This is a genomic window from Pseudomonas sp. ZL2, assembly GCF_054788455.1.
Window position 1 is genome coordinate 272,141 of sequence record NZ_JBGOGX010000002.1, and the last position, 19,488, is coordinate 291,628.

Here is a 19,488-nt window from a genome sequence, read left to right on the forward strand (position 1 = left end):
GGCAGCTCGACCGCTTCGGCTATGATAAGCGCTTTGATTCAGTCGGCCTACCCAGGCCGTGCACCCCGTATTCAAGGATCCTATGAGCAAGCCCACTGCCGACACCGCTCCCAACGCCGCTGCCAAAGGCGCTCCCGCCATCCCTGCGAACTTCCTGCGTCCGATCGTGCAGGCAGACTTGGACTCGGGCAAGCACAGCAGCATCGTCACCCGTTTCCCGCCAGAGCCCAACGGTTACCTGCACATCGGCCATGCCAAGTCGATCTGCGTGAACTTCGGCCTGGCCCAGGAATTCGGCGGGGCCTGTCACCTGCGTTTCGATGACACCAACCCGGCCAAAGAGGACCAGGAGTACATCGACGCGATCCAGAGCGACATCAAGTGGCTGGGCTTCGAGTGGACCGGCCCGGTGCGCTACGCTTCGCAATACTTCGACCAGCTGCACGACTGGGCGGTCGAGCTGATCAAGGCCGGCAAGGCCTATGTTTGCGACCTGACCCCGGAACAGGCCAAGGAATACCGTGGCAACCTGACCACGCCTGGCAAGAACAGCCCGTTCCGCGAGCGTTCGGTTGACGAGAACCTCGACCTGTTCGCGCGCATGAAAGCCGGCGAGTTCAAGGACGGCGAGCGCGTGCTGCGGGCCAAGATCGACATGGCCTCGCCGAACATGAACCTGCGCGACCCGATCCTCTACCGCATCCGTCATGCCCACCATCACCAGACCGGTGACGCGTGGTGCATCTATCCGAACTACGACTTCACCCACGGTCAGTCGGACGCCATCGAAGGCATCACCCACTCGATCTGCACCCTCGAATTCGAAGGCCATCGCCCGCTGTACGAATGGTTCCTCGACAACCTGCCGGTGCCGGCCAAGCCGCGCCAGTACGAGTTCAGCCGCCTGAACCTGAACTACACCATCACCAGCAAGCGCAAGCTCAAGCAACTGGTCGACGAGCAGCACGTCAACGGCTGGGACGACCCGCGCATGTCGACCCTGTCGGGCTTCCGCCGCCGTGGTTACACCCCGGCGTCGATCCGCAACTTCTGCGAAATGGTCGGCACCAACCGCTCCGACGGCGTGGTCGACATGTCGATGCTCGAATTCAGCATCCGTGACGACCTCGACCGCACCGCGCCACGCGCCATGTGCGTGCTGCGCCCGCTGAAAGTGGTCATTACCAACTACCCTGAAGGCCAGGTCGAGAACCTCGAACTGCCGCGCCACCCGAAAGAAGACATGGGCGTGCGCGCGCTGCCATTCGCCCGCGAGATCTACATCGACCGCGACGACTTCATGGAAGAGCCGCCAAAGGGCTACAAGCGCCTGGAGCCGGCCGGTGAAGTGCGCCTGCGCGGCAGCTACGTGATCCGCGCCGACGAGGCGATCAAGGACGCCGACGGCAACATCGTCGAGCTGCGCTGCTCGTACGACCCGGACACCCTGGGCAAGAACCCCGAGGGCCGCAAGGTCAAGGGCGTGATCCACTGGGTGCCGGCCGACGCCAGCGTCGAATGCGAAGTGCGTCTGTACGACCGCCTGTTCCGCTCGGCCAACCCCGAGAAGACCGAAGATGGCGGCAACTTCCTTGACAACATCAATCCTGATTCGCTGCAGGTGCTGACCGGTTGTCGTGCGGAACCTTCCCTGGGCCAGGCCCAGCCAGAAGACCGCTTCCAGTTCGAGCGCGAAGGCTACTTCAGCGCCGACCTGAAAGACTCCCAGCCGGGTCGCCCGGTGTTCAACCGCACCGTGACCCTGCGCGATTCGTGGGGCAGCTAAGGAACTCTCGTGCTTACCATCTACAACACGCTCAGCAAGACCAAGGAAGTCTTCAAACCGCTTGAAGGCAACAAGGTACGGATGTACGTCTGCGGCATGACCGTCTACGACTTCTGCCACCTGGGCCACGGGCGCAGCATGGTCGCCTTCGACCTGGTGACCCGCTGGCTGCGTTACAGCGGCTACGACCTGACCTACGTGCGCAACATCACCGACATCGATGACAAGATCATCAACCGGGCCAACGAGAACGGCGAATCCTTCGACGCCCTGACCGCCCGCATGATCGACGCGATGCACGAAGACGAGCGCCGCCTGAACATCCTGCCGCCGGACCAGGAGCCGCGTGCCACCGACCATATCGCCGGCATGCACGCGATGATCCAGACCCTGATCGACAAAGGGTATGCCTACGCGCCGGGCAACGGCGACGTGTACTACCGGGTCGGCAAGTTCGTCGGCTACGGCAAGCTGTCGCGCAAGAAGATCGAAGACCTGCGCATCGGTGCCCGCATCGAGGTCGACGAAGCCAAGCAGGACCCGCTCGACTTCGTCCTCTGGAAGGGCGTCAAGCCGGGCGAGCCGAGCTGGGAGTCGCCCTGGGGCCCGGGCCGTCCGGGCTGGCACATCGAGTGCTCGGTGATGTCCACCTGCTGCCTGGGCGAGAGCTTCGACATCCACGGCGGTGGCAACGACCTGGAGTTCCCGCACCACGAGAACGAAATCGCCCAGAGCGAGGCCGCGACCGGCAAGCAGTACGCCAACTCGTGGATGCACTGCGGCATGATTCGCATCAATGGCGAGAAGATGTCCAAGTCCTTGAACAACTTCTTCACCATTCGCGACGTGCTCGACAAGTATCACCCGGAGGTGGTGCGCTACCTGCTGGTGTCGAGCCACTACCGCAGCTCGATCAACTACTCCGAAGACAGCCTGCGTGAGTCCAAGGGTGCCCTGGAGCGTTTCTACCACGCCCTGCGCGGCCTGCCGCGAGTGGCGGCCAAGGGTGGCGAAGAGTACGTCGAGCGCTTCACGGCGGCGATGAACGACGATTTCGGCACCCCCGAAGCCTGCGCCGTGCTGTTCGACCTGGTGCGCGAGATCAACCGCCTGCGCGAGAGCGATCCACAGGCCGCTGCTGGCCTGGCCGGTCGTCTGCGCGAGCTGGGTGATCTGCTGGGTGTGCTGCAACTGGAAGCCGATGACTTCCTGCGTGCCGGTGCCGAAGGCAAGGTCGATGCCGCCGAGGTTGAAGCCCTGATCCAGGCGCGCCTGCAAGCGCGTGCCGACAAGAACTGGGCCGAGTCCGACCGCATCCGCGACCAGTTGACCGCCATGGGCGTGGTGCTGGAAGACGGCAAGGGCGGCACGACCTGGCGCTTGGCTGACTGATCGGCGGGGCTTTCATCGCTGGCAAGCCAGCTCCCACAGGACCTGTGGGAGCTGGCTTGCCAGCGATGAGGCCCTAACGTCTACAGTGCAACACCAGTTTCGCCCCACCCAGTTCACTCCCCCCCACCTCCAGCTCAAAGCCATGCAGGTCGACGATCGCCGCAACGATCGACAACCCCAGCCCGAACCCCGGGTGGCGCTGGCCTTCCTCGCTGCGATAAAAGCGCTTCAACACCGCCCCACGCTCGTTCTCGGGAATCCCCGGGCCGCTGTCGTGCACCTCGATATGCACACCCTTGGCATCGCTCAGCGCCCGCATCAGCACCTGGCCCTGCTCTGGCGTGAACTTGATGGCATTGCCCACCAGGTTGGCCAGTGCCTCGAACAGCAGCTCGCGGTCGCCATGCAGCGCCGGTAGCTGTTCGGGCATCTCCAGGGTCAGGTCGATCTCGCCGTCTTCGGCCAGGGGCAGGTAGAAGTCATGCAGTTCCTGCAGCAGCCCGTGGGGGTCAAGCTCGACGAAGCCTGCACGACGCTGGCGGTCTTCCAGTTCACTGATGCGCAGCAAGCCGCGAAAACGCGCCATCAAGGTGTCGGTTTCGCCAATCGCCTGCTCCAGCGCTTCGGCCTGCGGCGAGTCATCGCCGGCCTGTTGGCGAATGCGGTAGAGCTGGGCGCGCAGGCGGGTCAGCGGGGTACGCAGGTCGTGGGCGATGTTGTCGCACACGCCTTTGACTTCATGCATCAGGCGCTCGATGCGATCGAGCATGGCGTTGACGATGGCCGCCAGCATGTCCAGTTCGTCGCGCCGCGCCGACAGCGGCAGGCGCCGGGTCAGGTCGCCGGCAACGATCTGCTCGGCGCTGGCCTGGATCGCGCGGATACGCTTGAGCGGCCTGCGGCGCAGCAGGTACCAGCCGGCGATGCCGGGGATGATGGTCAGCGACAGGCCCCAGAGCAGCGCGTGGAGGATGATCCGGGTGACCACGAACAGCGAGCCGTTGTCGCGCACCAGCAGCAGCCAGCGGCCATCGCGGACCTTGATCGCCACCGCATCGCAGCTGTCGCGGGGCAGGTGCGGGTCGTCGGCGTCCAGGCAACGGCTCAGTTCATGAATCTTGCCATCCAGGCCCAGCTCGGGCGGCACCTGGCGGATCTGCCCGCCGAGCGGATTGAACTGCCCGTCGAACAGGCCATAGGCATCGAAACTGCGCTCCTCAAAGGCCTGGCTGGCAATCAATGCATCATCGAGCTGCTTGCCGCTCATGTGCGCGAACAGGTGCTGGCGCTGCAGCAAGGAATGGCGGGTGAGCTTGTTCAGGTAGCCCGAGACCTCGAAGTACAGCACCCCCATGAGGATGCTGCTCCAGGCCACGAACAGGAAGCTGTACAGCGCCAGCAGGCGGCTGGTGGACGAGCTCCAGCCCTTAGACGGGTTCGGCAATGGCATAGCCCGAGCCCCGCACGGTGCGAATCAGCGGAGTCTGGCCAGCGGCGTCGATCTTCTTGCGCAAGCGTCCGATGTGCACGTCGATCAGGTTGGTGCCCGGGTCGAAGTGATAGCCCCAGACCTCCTCGAAAATCATCATCCGGGTAATCACCTGACCGGCATGACGCATGAGGAATTCCAGCAGCTTGTACTCGGTGGGCAGCAGGTTGAGGGTCTGCTCGCCGCGCTTGGCCTCGTGGCTGATCAGGTCCAGTTCAAGGTCGGCGACTTGCAGGCGGGTCTGTGCCAGGGGCACGCTGTTGCGCCGCAGCAGCACCTCGACGCGGGCGGCCATTTCATCGGAGGCGAACGGTTTGGTCAGGTAGTCATCACCGCCGGCGCGCAGGCCGCGGACCCGTTCGTCGACATCCGACAGGGCGCTGATCATCAGGATTGGCGTGGCGATCTTCAGGGTGCGCAGGGTCGTGACGATGGTCAGGCCGTCGACCTCCGGGAGCATCCGGTCCAGGGTGATCAGGTCGTAGCCGCCGGCAATGGCCTTGGCCAGGCCTTCACGGCCGTTGTCGGCCCATTCCACTTCCAGGCCATGGCTGGAAAGTTCGGCGACGATTTCCTGGGCGGTGACAGCGTCGTCTTCGATAGTCAGTACGCGGGGCATGCTTTTACCTGGGCGGCGGGTAGAGACTTGATTGTGCCAAAGAATAGGCGGTGCCCGGGTTAAAGAAAAATTCATCTAGGAGAGGGGCCACAATGGGCCGGCCTGCACCGACCCCTGTGGGAGCCGGCGTTGCCGGCGATGGGCCGCAACGCGGCCCCTGTTGCAGGTCAGGCGACTTTCACAACCCAGCCCGCCGGGCCTTCGATGTCGCCGCTCTGGATACCGGTCAGCTCGTTGTAGAGCTTCTGGGTGACCGGGCCAACTTCGCTTTCGCTGTAGAACACGTGCAGCTTGTCGCCGTACTGGATGCCGCCGATCGGGGTGATCACCGCGGCGGTACCGCAGGCGCCAGCCTCGACGAAGCGGTCCAGATTGTTGATCAGCACGTCGCCTTCGATGACCTTCAGGCCCAGGCGCGATTGCGCCAGTTCCATCAGCGACAGGCGGGTGATGCCCGGCAGCACGGAAGCGGACTTCGGCGTGATGAACTCGTTGTTGGCGGTGATACCAAAGAAGTTGGCCGAGCCGACTTCCTCGATCTTGGTGTGGGTCAGCGGGTCAAGGTAGATGCAGTCGGCAAAGCCGGCTTGCTTGGCCTTGTAGCCCGGTTGCAGGCTGGCCGCGTAGTTGCCGCCCACCTTGGCAGCGCCGGTGCCTTGTGGTGCGGCGCGGTCGTAGTCGGAAATCAGGAACTTGTGCGGGGTCATGCCGCCCTTGAAGTACGAGCCGACCGGGATGGCGAAGATCGAGAAGATGAACTCCGGCGCGGTCCGCACGCCAATGTTGTCACCCACGCCGATGACGAACGGTCGCAGGTACAGCGCACCCTTGCCGTACGGCGGAATGAAACGCTCGTTGGCCTTGACCACCTGCTTGCAGGCGTCGATGAACTGTTCGGTCGGCACCTGCGGCATCAGCAGGCGGTCGCAGCTGCGCTGCATGCGCAGGGCGTTCTGGTCCGGGCGGAACAGGTTGATCGAGCCGTCCTTGCAGCGGTAGGCCTTCATCCCCTCGAAGCATTGCTGGCCATAATGCAGCGCGGTCGAGCCTTCGCTGATGTGCAGCTGGTTGTCTTCGGTCAGGGTGCCCTTGTCCCACTCGCCGTTACGGAAATAGGACAGGTAGCGCTTGTCGGTCTTGATGTAGTCGAAGCCCAGCTTGTCCCAGTTAATGCTTTCGTTACTCATGGCACCCTCGATTCGGTTGCAGATGCCTGCTTTGGCAGGCGGTTCTTATTGCGCACTTGGCCACGATAATACATCCCGTGCAGATCGGGAACGCCCAGTCATAGATTGGACCTTGGTCGCAGGGAAAATCTTTGCCGCTGCCTGGCGCGACAGGCATTGACCGTTCCACAGTCCGGGCGCATTATCGAAGTATGAAGCTTTGCCTGCTGACCTCGTCGCGTACCACTACCACCGCTATACGCGGGGCGGGTACGGCTGCTTAACCTTAGGCAGCAGGTAAACCAAGGCCCCGCCAGCAATGGACGGGGCCTTGTCTTTTCTCCGTCCGGGCTGGCCAATCACGGAGAGATGAAGATGCACGCAAAACGCGCACTGCTGGTCCTGGATATGCAGGTGGGTTTGTTCCATGGCCCCGAACAGCCCTGGCAGGGTGAGCAGGTGTTGAACAGGGTCAACACCCTGATCGCCGCCGCCCACGCCGCCCACGCCCCCGTTTTTGCGGTTCGCCACACCGGCCCCGAGGGGTCGCCAATTGCCGCAGGCAGCCCCGCGTGGCAACTGTTGCCCGCGCTGGCGGTCGATCCTGCACGCGACATCGTGTTCGACAAGGCCCGCCCCAGTGCCTTCTTTGCCACGTCGCTGGCGGACCAGTTACGAGAGGCCGCCATTGATGAGCTGGTCATCGTCGGCCTCAAGACCCAGTACTGCGTCGACACCAACTGCCGGGTTGCCCGTGAACTGGGCTTCAACGTGGTACTGGTCAGCGATGCCCACACCTGCATGGACACGCCCGGCTTGCCGGCCGAGGCGATCATCGCCCACCACAACCTGACCCTGGGCGGCGCCTTTGCCAGCCTGCAATCAACGGCGGATGTGCAGTTCTGAGCCTTCACCCAACTGCAGGTAGCCGTCCAGCGCCAGTTGCTGCATGAACACCCGGTCATGGGACGCCACCAGCAAGGTCCCGCGATACTGGCGCAGCATGGTTTCCAGGGCGGCGAGGGAGGGCAGGTCGAGGTGGTTGCTCGGCTCGTCGAGCAATAACAACTGGACCGGGGTGTCGCGGTACAGCACCCCGGCCAGTGTTGCCTTGAGCCGTTCGCCGCCGCTGAGCACGCCGCTGGGCAAGGTGACGCGCTCAGCGCCCAGGCCCAGTTGCGCCAGGCGGGTGCGCAGGAGGCTCTCATCCGGATTTCCGGTGGCGCTGCGCAGGTAATCGAGCACCGATTGTTCGGCGGGCAGCAGGCTGCAGTGCTGGTCGAGCAAGGCGGCTTCCCCGCGTACCTCACACTGGCCTGCGGCTGGTGCCAATTGACTCGCCAGCACCTTGAGCAAGGTTGATTTGCCGCTGCCATTGGCACCGCTCAGGCCTACGCGTTCACCGCTGTACAGGCTGGCATTGAGCGGGCCTTGGCGGGCGAAGGGCAACTGCAGGTCCGTGAGCACCACCACCTGGCTGCCAATCGGCTGCTGTGGCGCGGGCGCATGGATCACGATCGGGCTGCAAGTTTCAACCTGCTGTGCAGCGTCGCGCACCTGTGCGTTCAGGGCCTGGCGCGCCGCCTGATGGTCACGTTGCTGCTTGCCGGCGGTGCTCTCGCTGCGCTCCTGCTTGCGGTCGAGGAGGATCTTCGCCTGGTTGGCCGAGCGCGCCGCCTTGCTGGCCCGCGACTGCTGGCGCTCCAGGCGCTCGCGCTGTTGTTGCAGTTCGCGGGCTTGGCGTTGGCGTTCGAGCTTGAGGCGTTCGAGCGTGCGTTCGGCCTGCCCGATCTGCTCGATTTTACGCTCGGCATAAAAGCTGTAATTGCCGCCGTAGCTGCTCAGGCCCAGGGGCGAGAGTTCGACGATGCGCTCCATGCGTTCAAGCAGTGCGCGGTCATGGCTGATCACCAGCAGGCCCTTGTTCCAGCCCTCGAGCAGGGTCATCAGCGTCTCGCGGCTGGCGGCGTCCAGATGGTTGCTGGGTTCGTCGAGGATCAGGTAATCGGCATCACCGATAAAGGCCCCGAGCAGCGCCACGCGCATGGCCTGGCCGCCGCTCAGAACAGCTGCGCGGTGCTCCCAGCCCAGTTGCGCCAGACCATGCTGATCAAGCTGCGCCTGCAGGCGTTCGCGGACGTCCCAGCGCTCGCCGACGGTATCGAAGTCGGCGGCTTGGCTGCTGCCGGCCTCGATGCGCAGCAGGGCATCGACCACCTCGCGCACCTGGGCCAGATCTGCCACCGTGGTATTGGCAGCGGTGGGATGCTGACCCACATAGTGCACCCGGCCGCCGCGCAGGCAGCGTCCTTCGCTGGGCTGCAACCGCCCGGCCAATATCTGCGCCAGCAGCGACTTGCCCACGCCATTACGCCCGACCAGGCCGGTGCGGCGCTGGTCGAACGTCTCGACAAGATCGGAAAACAACACCCTGCCATCCGGCAAGGCCAGGGTGACGCTGTCCAGCGTCAGGATCGACGTATTCGTCATGGAATGCTCCATAAAATGCCCGCGACGTCCCCCGGGAAAGGGGCTGAAGACTGGCCGTCGCAAAGACGGCGGCATTAATGGCGCATTGGACGAATACCTCGGGGAGATGGGTGAAGGGGACAGCTTAGGGCGCAGAGCGCTGCAGGTAAAGAACCATTCAGTCCAGGTGGTCAAACCTGCGGCGCCTGAAGAATAAACTGGAGCCGGAACTCAAGATGAGCAATGACACTAGCCAGATGTCCAGCCCGTACCAGTACTTGTCAGGAAAGGCGAAGAGGCCATAAGTACCGGCCCCCCAAAGCGAAATCCCCAGCCACTTTCTGACCGGGTAGGGTTTCAGGCAGTGGTCTACCACTGACATCAGGATCATTACGTAGCACAGTTGTGTAATTGCAGACATGGCGTATGCCCTGCTCAGGCCCAGAGGTCGGGATCGAATCGGTGACGTCTGAAGAACAGCTCCAGCCCGCCGACAACGGCAAAGAGTGAAACGAGGTGCAAGTCAAAGCCAAGCCAATGGCTTTCGGTCAACGTTAATCTGCCCAGCAAGCCGCCACCCAGGAACGTCAGGCCGAGCCATTTTCGCGGCCTGTACGGCTTGATCAGACGATCTATCAGGATGAAAAACGCCAGGACGAGGAAGAGTTGATTGGACTCTGACATGGTCTTTTTTAACCTTGACTCTCGCAGATGGCGACGTCGGCAAAAGACCCGCCTTGAAGATATTCATTCATTCGTCGGGTTGAAACTTTCGACGTCCCTTAACCAGAGTCATGCCCGCAAACAATACGAACAAAGGGAACAGTTTCAGATTCAACTCATGCCAATAGAGACCGTCCGGCACAAACTGCAATGTAACGGCAGCTATCATCAACGCCAGGCCCAGCCATTTGCGGAGTAAATAGGGTTTCAGGCAATGATCTATAAATGCAATCAGGATCAGTGCGTAGCACAGCTGGGTAACGTCAGACATGGGCAGCACTCAAGCGTCCTCATCGAATCGGTTGCGCCTGAAGAGCAATTCCAAGCTAGCAATCATGCCGACGCCAAACAATACGACGCCACAACGTTTTCTTAGCCGATAAGGCCTGACGAGGAAATACAGGAGGTGAAACACAACCGGAAGGATGGTGTATTGAAGATACTTACTCATTCGTCAGGCTGAAACTTGCGGCGTCCGATGATCAGCGTCGTACCTGCGCAGAATACGAGCACAGGCACTAGGAACAGATCCATTGCCTCCCAATAGCTGCCACCCGGTTTGAACAGTAAAGTAATACCGACGGCCCATAGGAACAACCCTAGCCATTTACGAATCAGGTAGGGCTTCAGGCAGTGATCCAGAAAGGCGATGATGATCAACGCGTAACATAGCTGGGTAACTTCAGACATGATGTGTGCTCCGCTCAGGCATCTTCTTCGTGGCGATTGCGCCTGAAGAACAACTCAAGTCCTCCGACAATTGCAAAAAGCGACACCAGATACAGGTCGAAACCGCCCCAGTAACTTTCTTCGCTCAGCGTGACTCTACCCAGCAGGCCGCCCAGCAAGAATGTCAAACTTAGCCATTTTCGTAGTTTGGAGGGTTTGAGCAGGCGCTCAATCAGTGCGAAGAATACGAAGGCGATAAAAAATTGACTGAATTCCGTCATGTGTTTTCAGCCTTGATTCTTGATGATCGTCGAAACGCTTGACTGCTGAGTGCCGATGCCGCCGCTGACAAGTGCCTGGATACTGACGATTACGTCACCCGCGTGGTGAGTGGGGAGTCTGCGCTTGGCCAAGTAAGTTGTTATCGCTGTAACGGCTGTTCCGACGATTGCCTTTGTAAGCAGGCCGACAGGCCCCCCAGCAGCGCTGCCGACAACACCGGAAGTATAAATTCTCTGGTCATTCAGCTTGTCTGCTTGACGCCGATTAAGCGGCTGGGAAACAGCGACTCTCATCTCACAAGCACGACTACCGGCCTGCATTCTGTCGTAGAGCGCCACGAGCATTTTGTTGACCTCGTAGTGCGCGCCCTTCGCCTCGCTGATATGCAGCTCGCGCAGCCTCGGGCGATCTTCCGGCAGGACCACAATTTGCGAAACGTGGAAAACGATGCCGAAGTTTCCGGCGTACTCATAGGTTTTTTCGATCTGCACAACAACCTTCCCTGTGTAATGCAGACGCGCCACGCGCACCTCATCGACATGCAGGGAAAGATGCCCAAATCAACTTCGGGCGTATGTCGTACTACTCCGACATGAAGGTAGGACCGATCCCAAATTAGCGATCAGCCCTTACAAAACCTCAGCCAACCTGCTCAAACCGACGGCGCTTGAGGAACAGTCCGACCCCCAGGGCAACGGCGAAGATCGACAGCAACCCCAGGTCCGCCCCCAGCAGGCGGGTCTGGCTCGCCGCTACGCAGCCGACCGCACCCACCGCCACCAGCGCGACCCCCAGCCACTTGCGCAGCGGGTAGGGCTTGAGAAAGCGATCGAGCAAAAAGAACAGCACCAGGGCCAAAACCAGCTGGGTAATCTCGGGCATGTGCGGCTCCATTCAGGTCTTGATGATCAGGGTCGAGATAGTGCTCTGCGGGCCGATGCCGCCGTTGACCCGCGCTTCAATGCTGACCAGCACGTCGCCGGCATGGTAGGTGGGCAGGATTTCGTTGGCGTACATGCGCACACCGGCGCCTACAGGCACACCGACATAAGGGGAGGCGACGGAACTGGTGGCGCCGGCGAAGGCCGAGGCGGCGAGGTTGGCGATCTTGGTGCGCTGGGCGTTAAGCACGTCGCCCTGCTGGCGGGTCAGCGGCTTGGAGATGCCGATCATCATGGTGCACGGCAGGTTCTTGGCCAGCATCTTGTCGTAGACCTCGACAACCTTGCTGTTAACCTCGTAGTGGGCGCTTTTCGCTTCGCCAAAATGCAGCTCGCGCAGGCGCCCGCGTTCGCTGTCGGTGAGGGTGATCTGCGAGACGTTGAAGACGATCCCGTGTTGGCCCATGTATTGGAAAGTCCCTTCGAACTTCATTGCACGCATCCTTTCGAGGCAAAGGCGGCGATTTTGTACAAGGTTCGCCGCGTGTGCAAATCATTCCGTCGGCAGTTGTGATCAACTCGTGGCTTCGAAAGCCGGGTGATAGCTGACCTGGGCCTGTGGCCACCGGCTGGTGTAGCTCCGGGCCTGGAAATACTCGGGCGGTACACCGGGCAATACCAGCTCCGGGCGCACAACAAAGCCGAAGCGCCCGTAGTAGCCAGGATCGCCCAGTACCACGCAGCCGGCAGCGCCCAACGCTTGCAGGGCCTGCAGCGCCGCGTGCATCAACTGGCTGCCGATGCCCTGGCCGTGGCGCTCGGGCGCCACCGAGATCGGGCCCAGGCCATACCAGCCGGTAGAACCGTCGGACAGGCTCACCGGCGACAAGGCCACATGGCCGATGATGTGCCCGGCCTCTTCGGCCACCAGCGACACCGACAACTGCCCGGCGCGGCGCAGGGCGTTGACGATGAAATGCTCTGTGTGGCTCGAGTGTGGCGCGTGCGCAAAGGCGGCAGCGGTCAGTAGTTCGATGGCCGGGCAGTCGGCCAGGGTTTCGGGGCGCAGGATCATGGCGTTCTCGGGGGTTGAACCAGTATTGGCGACAAGGCGGCGGGTGTCTTCGTCAATCAGCGCGCGCAGGTTCTGGAAGAGTGGGCTGGCGTTGGTGTATTTGCGACCGTACCCCAGATTGAAGGCGTAGTCGAAGTCGCTCGGGTTATCGCCCTGGGTGTGTTGCAGCAGGGTCTCCAGCTTGTCGAGGGCCTTGACTGCAAGGGCTTCCTCGCTGCTGGCATGCTCGTACTCTTCCCATAAGGCGAGGATTTCGGCTTGTATTGGAGCATCCAGTGAACGGGTCAGCTCCAGCAGGTCGGCGCGCTCCTGTTCGCTCTTATCCGGGTGGTCAGCCTGGCTGACCGCGGGGATGTCGCCGTGCAGGGCTTCGCCCAGGTCGTGAATGACGCAGAGCTTGAGCACCTTGAGCATATCCAGCGCGGGCAACTGGTCGGCGAAGACGATGGCCATCAGGCACAGGCGCCAGCTGTGTTCGGCGGTGCTTTCCGGGCGGCCACTGGAGGTATGGGCGCTGCGCAATACATCCTTGAGTTTCTCGGCCTCGCGCAGGAATGCCAGGCGGCCCGTGAGGGTGGTGCTACTCATGGGGTTGTCGATCCAGGTGGTGGGCATGGGGCAAAGCCTAGGAGGGCGAGGGCCAAACGTCCATGGATAAAGAATCCGTGGGGTATCAGAGGGTTTCCACCAGCCGCGCGGCGCTGCCGTCGGAGAGGGTGATGCGGGTCCAGCGGCACAGGCTCTGGGTGATGGGGACGAGCGCCGAGTCATTGCAGCCGCTGGCGAATTCCAGCGCTGGCGGGGCGAGTACCTCGCGCCAGCCGAGACTGTCGAGGGCCGCCTCCTTGCTGATGATTTCTGCGCTGCAATAGCGCCACAGCGAACGACCGAGCAGCTCGCTCAACGGGATGCTGAACTGCGCGGCGCGGGCCGGGGAGCAGGCCAGCAAGCGGTGGCTGAGGTCGCAGACCAGGTGCACGGGGCGTGGGCTGTCGTTGACCAGGCGGGCCAGGGCCTGTTCGGCAGGGGCGTCAAGGCGCGCGGCGAGCCGGGATTCGATCAGCGCGCGTTCGTTGGGCTCGATGGCCTGGCTGCCATTTTCCCAGCGCGAGACAGTCGATTGCGCCACGCCGAACAGCTGTGCGGCATGCGCTTGCTTGATGCGGTGCAGCAGGCGCCAGCGACGCAGGGCGACGCCGAGCTGAGCGGGTTGTAGCGGGGTATCGTGCATGGGCGAAGTTTGCCAGCCAAAGCGTGGGGGCTGCAAATCGGGGGGACAGCCTGCTTGACTGAGTCGCCTGGTTTGCGACCGCTTCGCGGTCGATCGCTGGCAAGCCAGCTCCCACAGGCAATGGTGCATGCCGACCCAATGTGGGAGCCGGCTTGCCGGCGATGGGCCGCGTCAGCGGCCCCAGGGTTCACTTCACCGTCTGCAGGCGCAGATCATTGTAGTAGAAGGTATTCTTGTCGATGCTGGCGCTGAAGAAGTAGCCGTAGTCTTCCAGGTAGAACAGGTGGTTGACGCGTTTATCCTCGTCACCCTGCACGCTGCAGTCCAGCGCCTTGGCGCTGCCGCTCAAGCTGGCGTTGAGGGTGCTGGCCGGCAGTTGCTGTTGCACCGTGCACTCGGTGATCTTCAGGTCCTTGCCGTACTGGCCGATCACGTTGTTGTTGGTCGCACCTTGCTGTGAATAGCTGAGCTTGCTGCCCACCGCCATGGTCTTCCAGTCTCCCTTGAAGCTCAGACTGGTCAGCGCGCTGCTTTCGCTCATGCCGGTGAAGTCGGTCTTGCTCACCAGCGGGATCAATCCGCGCCAGGTGATCTTTTGCGCCTCATAGCCCTTGCCGCGCAGGATCACCATCAGTTGCTGGCTATTGGCATCAACCGACAGGAACTGCTCCTCGCGCATGGGCGAGGTCTTGCCTTTTATGGTCGAGGTGCCGACGGCATCCAGGTACGTGAGCGGCTGCGCCGGCTTGGGCAGTTGCAGGCGCTCGAGGGCGACCATCACCGACGGGCTGACCGGCGGCAACACAGCCGTGACGATCGGTGCCTTGAAGCGCGGGCTGAATGGCGCCAGTTGCGCGACTTTATCCGGCGTGGCGCAGGCCAGGGCGAACAGCGCCTGGTAGTCGGCGTTGCTGTCGGCCACAGGCTCGGGCTTGGGCAGTGACGGGACCATGCCGTCGGTGACCCGGTTGTTGGCATCGACATCGTAGCCGGCCAGCAGGGTGTAGGTACCGGCGCTGCAGTTGAAGCGATGATGCTCACGCTTTTGCGCGTAGGGCGCGTTGTATGGCAGGTCGAGGAGGATGCTCGGCTGGTCGAAGGCGGCCCACAGGCTGACGTCGTTGCCCATCTTGTTGATGCTGTTGCGGTCGACCAGCACCCATGGCTCGCCATCTTCACCTTTAAGCTTGCGCCAGTCGGCCTTTGCTTGAGTCTTGCAGGCCCCGGCGAAGCTCGGGTTGCTCATCAGGATGGCATGGAAGCGATCAGGCATCGGCTGCGGCGGGGCGTAGCCGCTGGGGTTCTTGAAATAGGCGCGCTGGTCGGCGTCCAGGTACATGATCGCCACGTTCGGCTCAACGCAGGAGGCTTCGAGCTGGAAGCTGCGATCAGTCAAGCCGTTGTTGGCCGGTACGTTAACCTGGAAACTCAGCACATCGCCTTCACGAAACAGGCTGTAGGTCGACAGCGGCTGGGCGAGCATGGTGCCGATGTACTGGTCGAGGCTTTCCTTGGAGGGCGTCGCGCAGCCGGCGAGGGCGGCGGCGGACAGGGCGGTGAGGATCAGGCGTTGCACAACAGTCTCCGGTGAGTCCATTCAGGATGGCAGCATTGTAGCGAATCGTGCCGCCGGTGCCTTGGGCAATTCGCGTTTGTGCCGGGTCTTGTCGTAGGCATTGATGATGATGGCTGCGACCGCGTCATCGACGTTTTCACCCTGCAGGAAGGCATCGATCTGCCCGTAGCTGACACCATGTACCTGCTCGTCGGCCAGGCCCGGGCGCAGTTCTTCAAGGTCGGCGGTAGGCACCTTGTGCACCAGGTGTTCCGGCGCACCCAGCGCGGCGGCGATAGCCCGCACCTGGCCCTTGCACAGCCCGCTCAGGGGGGGCAGGTCGCAGGCGCCGTCGCCGAATTTGGTGAAGAAGCCCATCACCGCTTCGGCGGCATGGTCGGTGCCGATCACCAGGCCATTGCGGGCGTTGGCCAGGGTGTACTGGGCCAGCATGCGCAGGCGCGCCTTGACGTTGCCGAGGACGAAATCCCGTTGCCCGTCAGCGAGCTCGGCCAGTTGCGGCAGTTGCCCGGCAAGGCCGTTGACGCCGTCTGCAATGTTCACCGTGATGCACTCATCGGCGCCGACGAAGGCCAGTGCGGCCTGGGCATCGGGCTCGTCATGCTGGGTGTTGTGCGGCAGGCGCATGGCGATGAAGCGGTAGTCGCTGTCGGCCTGTTCGCTGCGCAATTGCTCGACCGCCAGCTGCGCCAGGCGCCCGGCGGTTGACGAGTCGACGCCGCCGCTGATGCCCAGCACCAACACCTTCAAGCGCGCATCGAGCAGGGTCTGCTTGATGAAATCGATGCGCTGGCGGATCTCGTTCTGTACTGCCGCGTTATCTGCGAAGGGCGCCACCACGCCCAGGGCCTTGGCAATCTCGATCTGGCGACTGTTCATGTGCTTCTCCTTTACTGGCCTTCAACCTTGAACACGTGCTTGAGGTAGCTGACGAAGTTCTCGTCACGGCATTGGGTCTTGCCTGGGCTGTCGGAGATCTTCGCCACCGGAGCGCCGTTGCAGGCGGTCATCTTGATCACGATGTTCATCGGCTCAACGCCGGGAATGTCGCAGGTCAGGTTGGTGCCGATGCCGAAGCTGACGTTGATTCGTGGGCTGAGCTCGCGGTACAGGTGCAGGGTCTTGGCGAAGTTCAGGCCATCGGAGAACACCAGGGTCTTGCTCTTCGGGTCGATGCCGAGTTTCTCGTAGTGGGCGATGGCTTTGTTGGCCCAGAGCAGCGGGTCCCCGGAGTCGTGGCGCAGGCCGTCGAACAGCTTGGCGAAGTACAGGTCGCAGTCCTTGAGAAAGGCGTCCATGCCGATGCAGTCGGTCAGGGCGATGCCGAGTAGCCCGCGGTATTCCTTGACCCAGCATTCCAGCGCGGCAACCTGGCTGTCGATCAGCCGCGGGCCCAGTTGCTGGTGGGCCATGAACCACTCGTGGGCCATGGTGCCGATCGGCTTGATGTCCAGTTCGCGCGCCAGGTGCACGTTGCTGGTGCCGACAAAACGCCCCGGGAAGTCCTGCTTGAGGGTGTGCACCACGTGCTCCTGGACCCGGTAGGAGAAGCGCCGACGGGTACCGAAATCAGCCAGTTGCAGGCCGGCCAGTTCCGCAGGCGACGCTTCGGCCTTGAGCCAGTCGAGTTTTTCGTACAGGCGCTCACCCACTTGTTCCATCACCACTTCACGGTAGCGGTAGCGGTTACGCACTTCGGAGACGATCGCCAGCAGCGGGATCTCGTAGAGGATCACGTGCAGCCAGGGCCCGCGCAGGCGGATCGCCAGTTGCCCGGCATCATCGACGCCAACGTGCACGTAGCGCAGGTTGAAGCGGAACAGGCTGAGGAAGCGGATGAAGTCCGGCTTGATGAAAGGGATGCGCCCCAGGTAAGCCAGCTGGTCCTGAGTGATCGAGACCTCGGCCAGCTGCTCGATCTGGTAGCGGATCTCGGCCAGGTACGGGGTCAGGTCTTCGCTGTTGCGGCAGCGGAATTCCCATTCCACCTCGGCGTTGGGGTAGTTGTGCAGCACCGCCTGCATCATGGTGATCTTGTAGAAGTCGGTGTCCAGCAGGTTCTGGATGATGCTTGGGCCGAAGACGCTCTCGCTCATGTTCATGCTCCCTTGAATGCGTTCAGTTGCTGGTCGAGGCTGGCGAGGTCGGCGCAGGCGATGATGCCCTGGCCGGTCATCTCGGCCATGGCCGCTGCGGCGCCCTGGGCGGAAATCGCCCGGCATGCCGGTTGGTAGAGAAACACCTGCAAGCCTGCGGCCTGCAGTTGCAGGGCGGTGTTCTTGACGCAGAAATCCAGGGCCAGGCCGCCGACAATCACGGCTTTGACCTCTTGCACCTTGAGGTACTCGATAACCCCGGTGGAGCGGCGGCTGGCCAGGTCGTGGTAGCAGGCGCCGTAGGGATGCAGGTCGGGTTCGATGCCTTTCCACACGAAGAAGTCGTAGTCGATCGGCGCAGGCAGGCCGGCCAGCAGCTCGAAGCCCGGCGTGCCCGGCACGCAGTGGCTGACCCAGGTCAGGTCGGCGTTGGCCATGTCCAGTGGCTGCAGCATCTCGGCGTGACTACCCACCACCCAGGCGGCTTTCGGCGTGTGGGCATCCTTGCTGCCGATGCGCAGGCTGGCGCGCTTGGCCATGGCGTTGAGTGCCGGGGCGATCTCGGCGCCGCCGGGGACTGGCAACTCGGAGGGGGCGTTGTCGGTGAAGCCGTTTTGGGCGTCGACATCGAAGCTGGCGATTTTCATGGGGTGGCTCCTGCACTGGGTGTGGACACATAATTCACTAGGTGTAATATGTGTGTCAACCGCTTTTTCTTTTTCAGAAGCAACCACGGTGGATATAGTATGCATAGTGAAATATATGAGTCGGGCCCGGTGCGGTTTCGTCTGGCCGTGTACGGTGGTGCTTTCGACCCACCGCACCCCGGCCACCTGAGCGTGATCACCCGGGCGCTGGAGTGGGCCGATCAGGTGCTCGTGGTGCCCAGTTACCGGCATGCCCATGGCAAGCGCATGGTCGACTTCGACCTGCGTTGTCGTTGGTTGCAGCGGCTGATCGAGCGGCTCGGGAGCGAGCGGGTCAGTTGCTCGGCCGTGGAGCGTGAGCTGGGCGGCGAGGGCGGGGCGGTGTACAGCTATGACCTGCTGTGCGCGTTGAGCGAGCGCAGCGGTATTGCCCGCGCTGATATCGCCCTGGTCATCGGCGAGGATAACCAGGCCAATGTTGCTGGTTTTTATCGAGGCCAGGAACTGCTGGACGACTTTGGCCTGCTGGTGGCCGAGGAGCAACTGGGCGTGCACAGCTCGGCCATCCGCGCCGGCCTGCGCAATGGCCAGGCGTTGCCGGCAGCCTGGTGCCTGCCCGACATCGTTGCAGAGTTTGAGGTGTATAGGAGTCCACAGTGAGTGCTGCAGAAGTACTGGCCAGCGTCGACATCGTCGCGTTGCGCCTGAACCCCGAGAGCAAGCAGCTGGAAGTGCTGTTGTACCGGCGTGATCGCGCGCCCCACGAAGGTGAGTGGGCGCTGCCGGGGGTGATCGTCAACGGCCGCACCCCGGACAATACCCTGGCGGCCGCGGCTGACCGGGCGATGAGCGAAAAGGCCCGGATCCTGCCGCGTCACCTGGAACAGGTGGGCACCGAGGGCAACGCCTTTCGCGACCCGCGTGGCTGGTCGATGAGTACCTACTACCTGGCCTTGCTCGGCCCGGAGGTCGAGGCCGGCACTGAGCAGCTGTGCTTTGTCGACGTCGCCAGCGTCATCGGGCGCAAGCGGGTGCTGCCGTTCGACCATAACCTGCTGGTGCAGCTGGCGTGCGAGCGCCTGGCGTCCAAGGCGGTGTATACCAACCTGCCGCTGTACCTGGCGCCCGAGCGCTTCACCGTGCTCGATGCACTCAACGCCGTGCAGGCCTGCCTCGGTCACCCGGTCAACAACACCTCCCTGCGCAAGCGCCTGGAGCGCATGAAGGACGAGGGCTGGATTCGCGACACCGGCGAAAAGAACTTCCCGAAAATGGGCCGGCCCCAGCAACTGTTCGAACACACGCCGAAAGCCGAGACGCCCTTCGTGTTTGACCGTAGTCTGTTGCCCGAGCGCTCGGGCACCTGAGCAAAACATAAAAAGGACTG

General features: G+C 62.6%; 22 protein-coding genes and 1 pseudogene. 5 read left to right on the forward strand and 18 right to left on the reverse strand.

What is annotated here, in order from left to right; all coding sequences use genetic code 11:
* Nucleotides 1–82: 82 nt before the first annotated feature.
* Together ABM562_RS02625 and cysS are read left to right on the forward strand one after the other, a co-directional pair.
* Entirely contained in the window at nt 83–1,786 is a 1,704-nt protein-coding gene (locus ABM562_RS02625) for a glutamine--tRNA ligase/YqeY domain fusion protein (protein WP_115086204.1), read from the forward strand.
* A 9-nt stretch (nt 1,787–1,795) separates the two neighbouring features.
* Nucleotides 1,796–3,178 (forward strand): cysteine--tRNA ligase, encoded by a 1,383-nt coding sequence (cysS, locus tag ABM562_RS02630; RefSeq protein WP_258578104.1) that lies wholly within the window; start codon nt 1,796–1,798, stop codon nt 3,176–3,178.
* 73 nt (nt 3,179–3,251) lie between these two features.
* Here cysS and ABM562_RS02635 read toward each other — a convergent pair whose 3' ends face one another.
* The 3 genes from ABM562_RS02635 to ABM562_RS02645 form a co-directional block, all read right to left on the reverse strand.
* Nucleotides 3,252–4,628 (reverse strand): sensor histidine kinase, encoded by a 1,377-nt coding sequence (locus tag ABM562_RS02635; RefSeq protein ID WP_115086206.1) that lies wholly within the window; start codon nt 4,626–4,628, stop codon nt 3,252–3,254.
* On the reverse strand, nt 4,606–5,286 hold the full coding sequence (locus ABM562_RS02640; RefSeq protein WP_115086207.1) for a response regulator transcription factor: 681 nt from the start codon (nt 5,284–5,286) through the stop codon (nt 4,606–4,608). Before ABM562_RS02640 ends, ABM562_RS02635 begins: the two co-directional genes overlap by 23 nt.
* A gap of 167 nt (nt 5,287–5,453) precedes the next feature.
* Nucleotides 5,454–6,473, reverse strand: coding sequence for a branched-chain amino acid aminotransferase (locus ABM562_RS02645; protein ID WP_115086208.1), 1,020 nt, complete (start codon nt 6,471–6,473; stop codon nt 5,454–5,456).
* Between the two features lie 348 nt (nt 6,474–6,821).
* Here ABM562_RS02645 and ABM562_RS02650 point away from each other — a divergent pair, with 348 nt between their 5' ends.
* Nucleotides 6,822–7,358 carry a cysteine hydrolase family protein gene (locus ABM562_RS02650; RefSeq protein WP_233674664.1) on the forward strand — a complete coding sequence of 179 codons (537 nt, stop codon included), beginning with the start codon at nt 6,822–6,824 and terminating at the stop codon, nt 7,356–7,358.
* Here ABM562_RS02650 and ABM562_RS02655 read toward each other — a convergent pair.
* The 15 genes and pseudogenes from ABM562_RS02655 to ABM562_RS02725 form a co-directional block, all read right to left on the reverse strand.
* The gene (locus tag ABM562_RS02655) at nt 7,335–8,942 is read right to left on the reverse strand and encodes an ABC-F family ATP-binding cassette domain-containing protein (protein ID WP_460420707.1); all 1,608 of its coding nucleotides are present in this window, start codon (nt 8,940–8,942) and stop codon (nt 7,335–7,337) included. The two genes, ABM562_RS02650 and ABM562_RS02655, sit on opposite strands and share 24 nt — an antisense overlap.
* A 414-nt stretch (nt 8,943–9,356) precedes the next feature.
* Nucleotides 9,357–9,605, reverse strand: a complete 249-nt coding sequence (locus ABM562_RS02660; RefSeq protein ID WP_460420709.1) for a hypothetical protein — start codon at nt 9,603–9,605, stop codon at nt 9,357–9,359.
* Between the two features lie 67 nt (nt 9,606–9,672).
* The gene (locus ABM562_RS02665) at nt 9,673–9,915 is read right to left on the reverse strand and encodes a hypothetical protein (RefSeq protein ID WP_460420711.1); all 243 of its coding nucleotides are present in this window, start codon (nt 9,913–9,915) and stop codon (nt 9,673–9,675) included.
* Between the two features lie 176 nt (nt 9,916–10,091).
* Nucleotides 10,092–10,334, reverse strand: a complete 243-nt coding sequence (locus tag ABM562_RS02670) for a hypothetical protein (RefSeq protein ID WP_134062009.1) — start codon at nt 10,332–10,334, stop codon at nt 10,092–10,094.
* A gap of 14 nt (nt 10,335–10,348) precedes the next feature.
* Nucleotides 10,349–10,594, reverse strand: a complete 246-nt coding sequence (locus ABM562_RS02675) for a hypothetical protein (protein WP_134062011.1) — start codon at nt 10,592–10,594, stop codon at nt 10,349–10,351.
* A 6-nt stretch (nt 10,595–10,600) separates the two neighbouring features.
* A complete protein-coding gene (locus ABM562_RS02680; RefSeq protein ID WP_460420713.1) occupies nt 10,601–11,119 on the reverse strand; it encodes a hypothetical protein in 519 nt (172 codons plus the stop codon).
* A gap of 115 nt (nt 11,120–11,234) precedes the next feature.
* Nucleotides 11,235–11,477, reverse strand: coding sequence for a hypothetical protein (locus ABM562_RS02685; RefSeq protein WP_346616912.1), 243 nt, complete (start codon nt 11,475–11,477; stop codon nt 11,235–11,237).
* 12 nt (nt 11,478–11,489) lie between these two features.
* Nucleotides 11,490–11,969, reverse strand: a complete 480-nt coding sequence (locus tag ABM562_RS02690) for a hypothetical protein (RefSeq protein ID WP_115086215.1) — start codon at nt 11,967–11,969, stop codon at nt 11,490–11,492.
* An 81-nt stretch (nt 11,970–12,050) separates the two neighbouring features.
* On the reverse strand, nt 12,051–12,551 hold the full coding sequence (locus ABM562_RS02695) for a GNAT family N-acetyltransferase (RefSeq protein ID WP_233674668.1): 501 nt from the start codon (nt 12,549–12,551) through the stop codon (nt 12,051–12,053).
* A gap of 27 nt (nt 12,552–12,578) precedes the next feature.
* Nucleotides 12,579–13,139: pseudogene (locus ABM562_RS02700) on the reverse strand (HD domain-containing protein); the annotation flags it as partial.
* A gap of 85 nt (nt 13,140–13,224) precedes the next feature.
* On the reverse strand, nt 13,225–13,782 hold the full coding sequence (locus ABM562_RS02705) for a helix-turn-helix domain-containing protein (protein WP_134062013.1): 558 nt from the start codon (nt 13,780–13,782) through the stop codon (nt 13,225–13,227).
* A 187-nt stretch (nt 13,783–13,969) separates the two neighbouring features.
* Nucleotides 13,970–15,358, reverse strand: coding sequence for a hypothetical protein (locus ABM562_RS02710; RefSeq protein ID WP_460420716.1), 1,389 nt, complete (start codon nt 15,356–15,358; stop codon nt 13,970–13,972).
* A 21-nt stretch (nt 15,359–15,379) separates the two neighbouring features.
* Nucleotides 15,380–16,237: an ammonia-dependent NAD(+) synthetase gene (gene nadE, locus ABM562_RS02715; protein WP_460420718.1), complete on the reverse strand. Its 858-nt coding sequence runs from the start codon at nt 16,235–16,237 to the stop codon at nt 15,380–15,382.
* Between the two features lie 11 nt (nt 16,238–16,248).
* Nucleotides 16,249–17,454 carry a nicotinate phosphoribosyltransferase gene (gene pncB, locus ABM562_RS02720; protein ID WP_010222497.1) on the reverse strand — a complete coding sequence of 402 codons (1,206 nt, stop codon included), beginning with the start codon at nt 17,452–17,454 and terminating at the stop codon, nt 16,249–16,251.
* 2 nt (nt 17,455–17,456) lie between these two features.
* Nucleotides 17,457–18,101 (reverse strand): isochorismatase family protein, encoded by a 645-nt coding sequence (locus ABM562_RS02725; RefSeq protein ID WP_115086219.1) that lies wholly within the window; start codon nt 18,099–18,101, stop codon nt 17,457–17,459.
* A gap of 99 nt (nt 18,102–18,200) precedes the next feature.
* Here ABM562_RS02725 and ABM562_RS02730 point away from each other — a divergent pair, with 99 nt between their 5' ends.
* The gene (locus ABM562_RS02730) at nt 18,201–18,761 is read left to right on the forward strand and encodes an adenylyltransferase/cytidyltransferase family protein (RefSeq protein ID WP_233674656.1); all 561 of its coding nucleotides are present in this window, start codon (nt 18,201–18,203) and stop codon (nt 18,759–18,761) included.
* A complete protein-coding gene (locus tag ABM562_RS02735; RefSeq protein WP_115086221.1) occupies nt 18,758–19,468 on the forward strand; it encodes an NrtR DNA-binding winged helix domain-containing protein in 711 nt (236 codons plus the stop codon). Before ABM562_RS02730 ends, ABM562_RS02735 begins: the two co-directional genes overlap by 4 nt.
* Nucleotides 19,469–19,488 lie beyond the last annotated feature (20 nt).

Excerpts from the sequence above, each read along its gene's own strand:
- ABM562_RS02625 (WP_115086204.1), top strand. The coding sequence starts at position 83 with ATGAGCAAGCCCACTGCCGACACCGCTCCCAACGCCGCTGCCAAAGGC.
- ABM562_RS02635 (WP_115086206.1), bottom strand. The coding sequence starts at position 4,628 with ATGCCATTGCCGAACCCGTCTAAGGGCTGGAGCTCGTCCACCAGCCGC.
- ABM562_RS02640 (WP_115086207.1), bottom strand. The coding sequence starts at position 5,286 with ATGCCCCGCGTACTGACTATCGAAGACGACGCTGTCACCGCCCAGGAA.
- ABM562_RS02645 (WP_115086208.1), bottom strand. The coding sequence starts at position 6,473 with ATGAGTAACGAAAGCATTAACTGGGACAAGCTGGGCTTCGACTACATC.
- ABM562_RS02650 (WP_233674664.1), top strand. The coding sequence starts at position 6,822 with ATGAAGATGCACGCAAAACGCGCACTGCTGGTCCTGGATATGCAGGTG.
- ABM562_RS02655 (WP_460420707.1), bottom strand. The coding sequence starts at position 8,942 with ATGACGAATACGTCGATCCTGACGCTGGACAGCGTCACCCTGGCCTTG.
- ABM562_RS02660 (WP_460420709.1), bottom strand. The coding sequence starts at position 9,605 with ATGTCAGAGTCCAATCAACTCTTCCTCGTCCTGGCGTTTTTCATCCTG.
- ABM562_RS02665 (WP_460420711.1), bottom strand. The coding sequence starts at position 9,915 with ATGTCTGACGTTACCCAGCTGTGCTACGCACTGATCCTGATTGCATTT.
- ABM562_RS02670 (WP_134062009.1), bottom strand. The coding sequence starts at position 10,334 with ATGTCTGAAGTTACCCAGCTATGTTACGCGTTGATCATCATCGCCTTT.
- ABM562_RS02675 (WP_134062011.1), bottom strand. The coding sequence starts at position 10,594 with ATGACGGAATTCAGTCAATTTTTTATCGCCTTCGTATTCTTCGCACTG.
- ABM562_RS02685 (WP_346616912.1), bottom strand. The coding sequence starts at position 11,477 with ATGCCCGAGATTACCCAGCTGGTTTTGGCCCTGGTGCTGTTCTTTTTG.
- ABM562_RS02690 (WP_115086215.1), bottom strand. The coding sequence starts at position 11,969 with ATGAAGTTCGAAGGGACTTTCCAATACATGGGCCAACACGGGATCGTC.
- ABM562_RS02695 (WP_233674668.1), bottom strand. The coding sequence starts at position 12,551 with ATGATCCTGCGCCCCGAAACCCTGGCCGACTGCCCGGCCATCGAACTA.
- ABM562_RS02705 (WP_134062013.1), bottom strand. The coding sequence starts at position 13,782 with ATGCACGATACCCCGCTACAACCCGCTCAGCTCGGCGTCGCCCTGCGT.
- nadE (WP_460420718.1), bottom strand. The coding sequence starts at position 16,237 with ATGAACAGTCGCCAGATCGAGATTGCCAAGGCCCTGGGCGTGGTGGCG.
- pncB (WP_010222497.1), bottom strand. The coding sequence starts at position 17,454 with ATGAGCGAGAGCGTCTTCGGCCCAAGCATCATCCAGAACCTGCTGGAC.
- ABM562_RS02725 (WP_115086219.1), bottom strand. The coding sequence starts at position 18,101 with ATGAAAATCGCCAGCTTCGATGTCGACGCCCAAAACGGCTTCACCGAC.
- ABM562_RS02730 (WP_233674656.1), top strand. The coding sequence starts at position 18,201 with ATGCATAGTGAAATATATGAGTCGGGCCCGGTGCGGTTTCGTCTGGCC.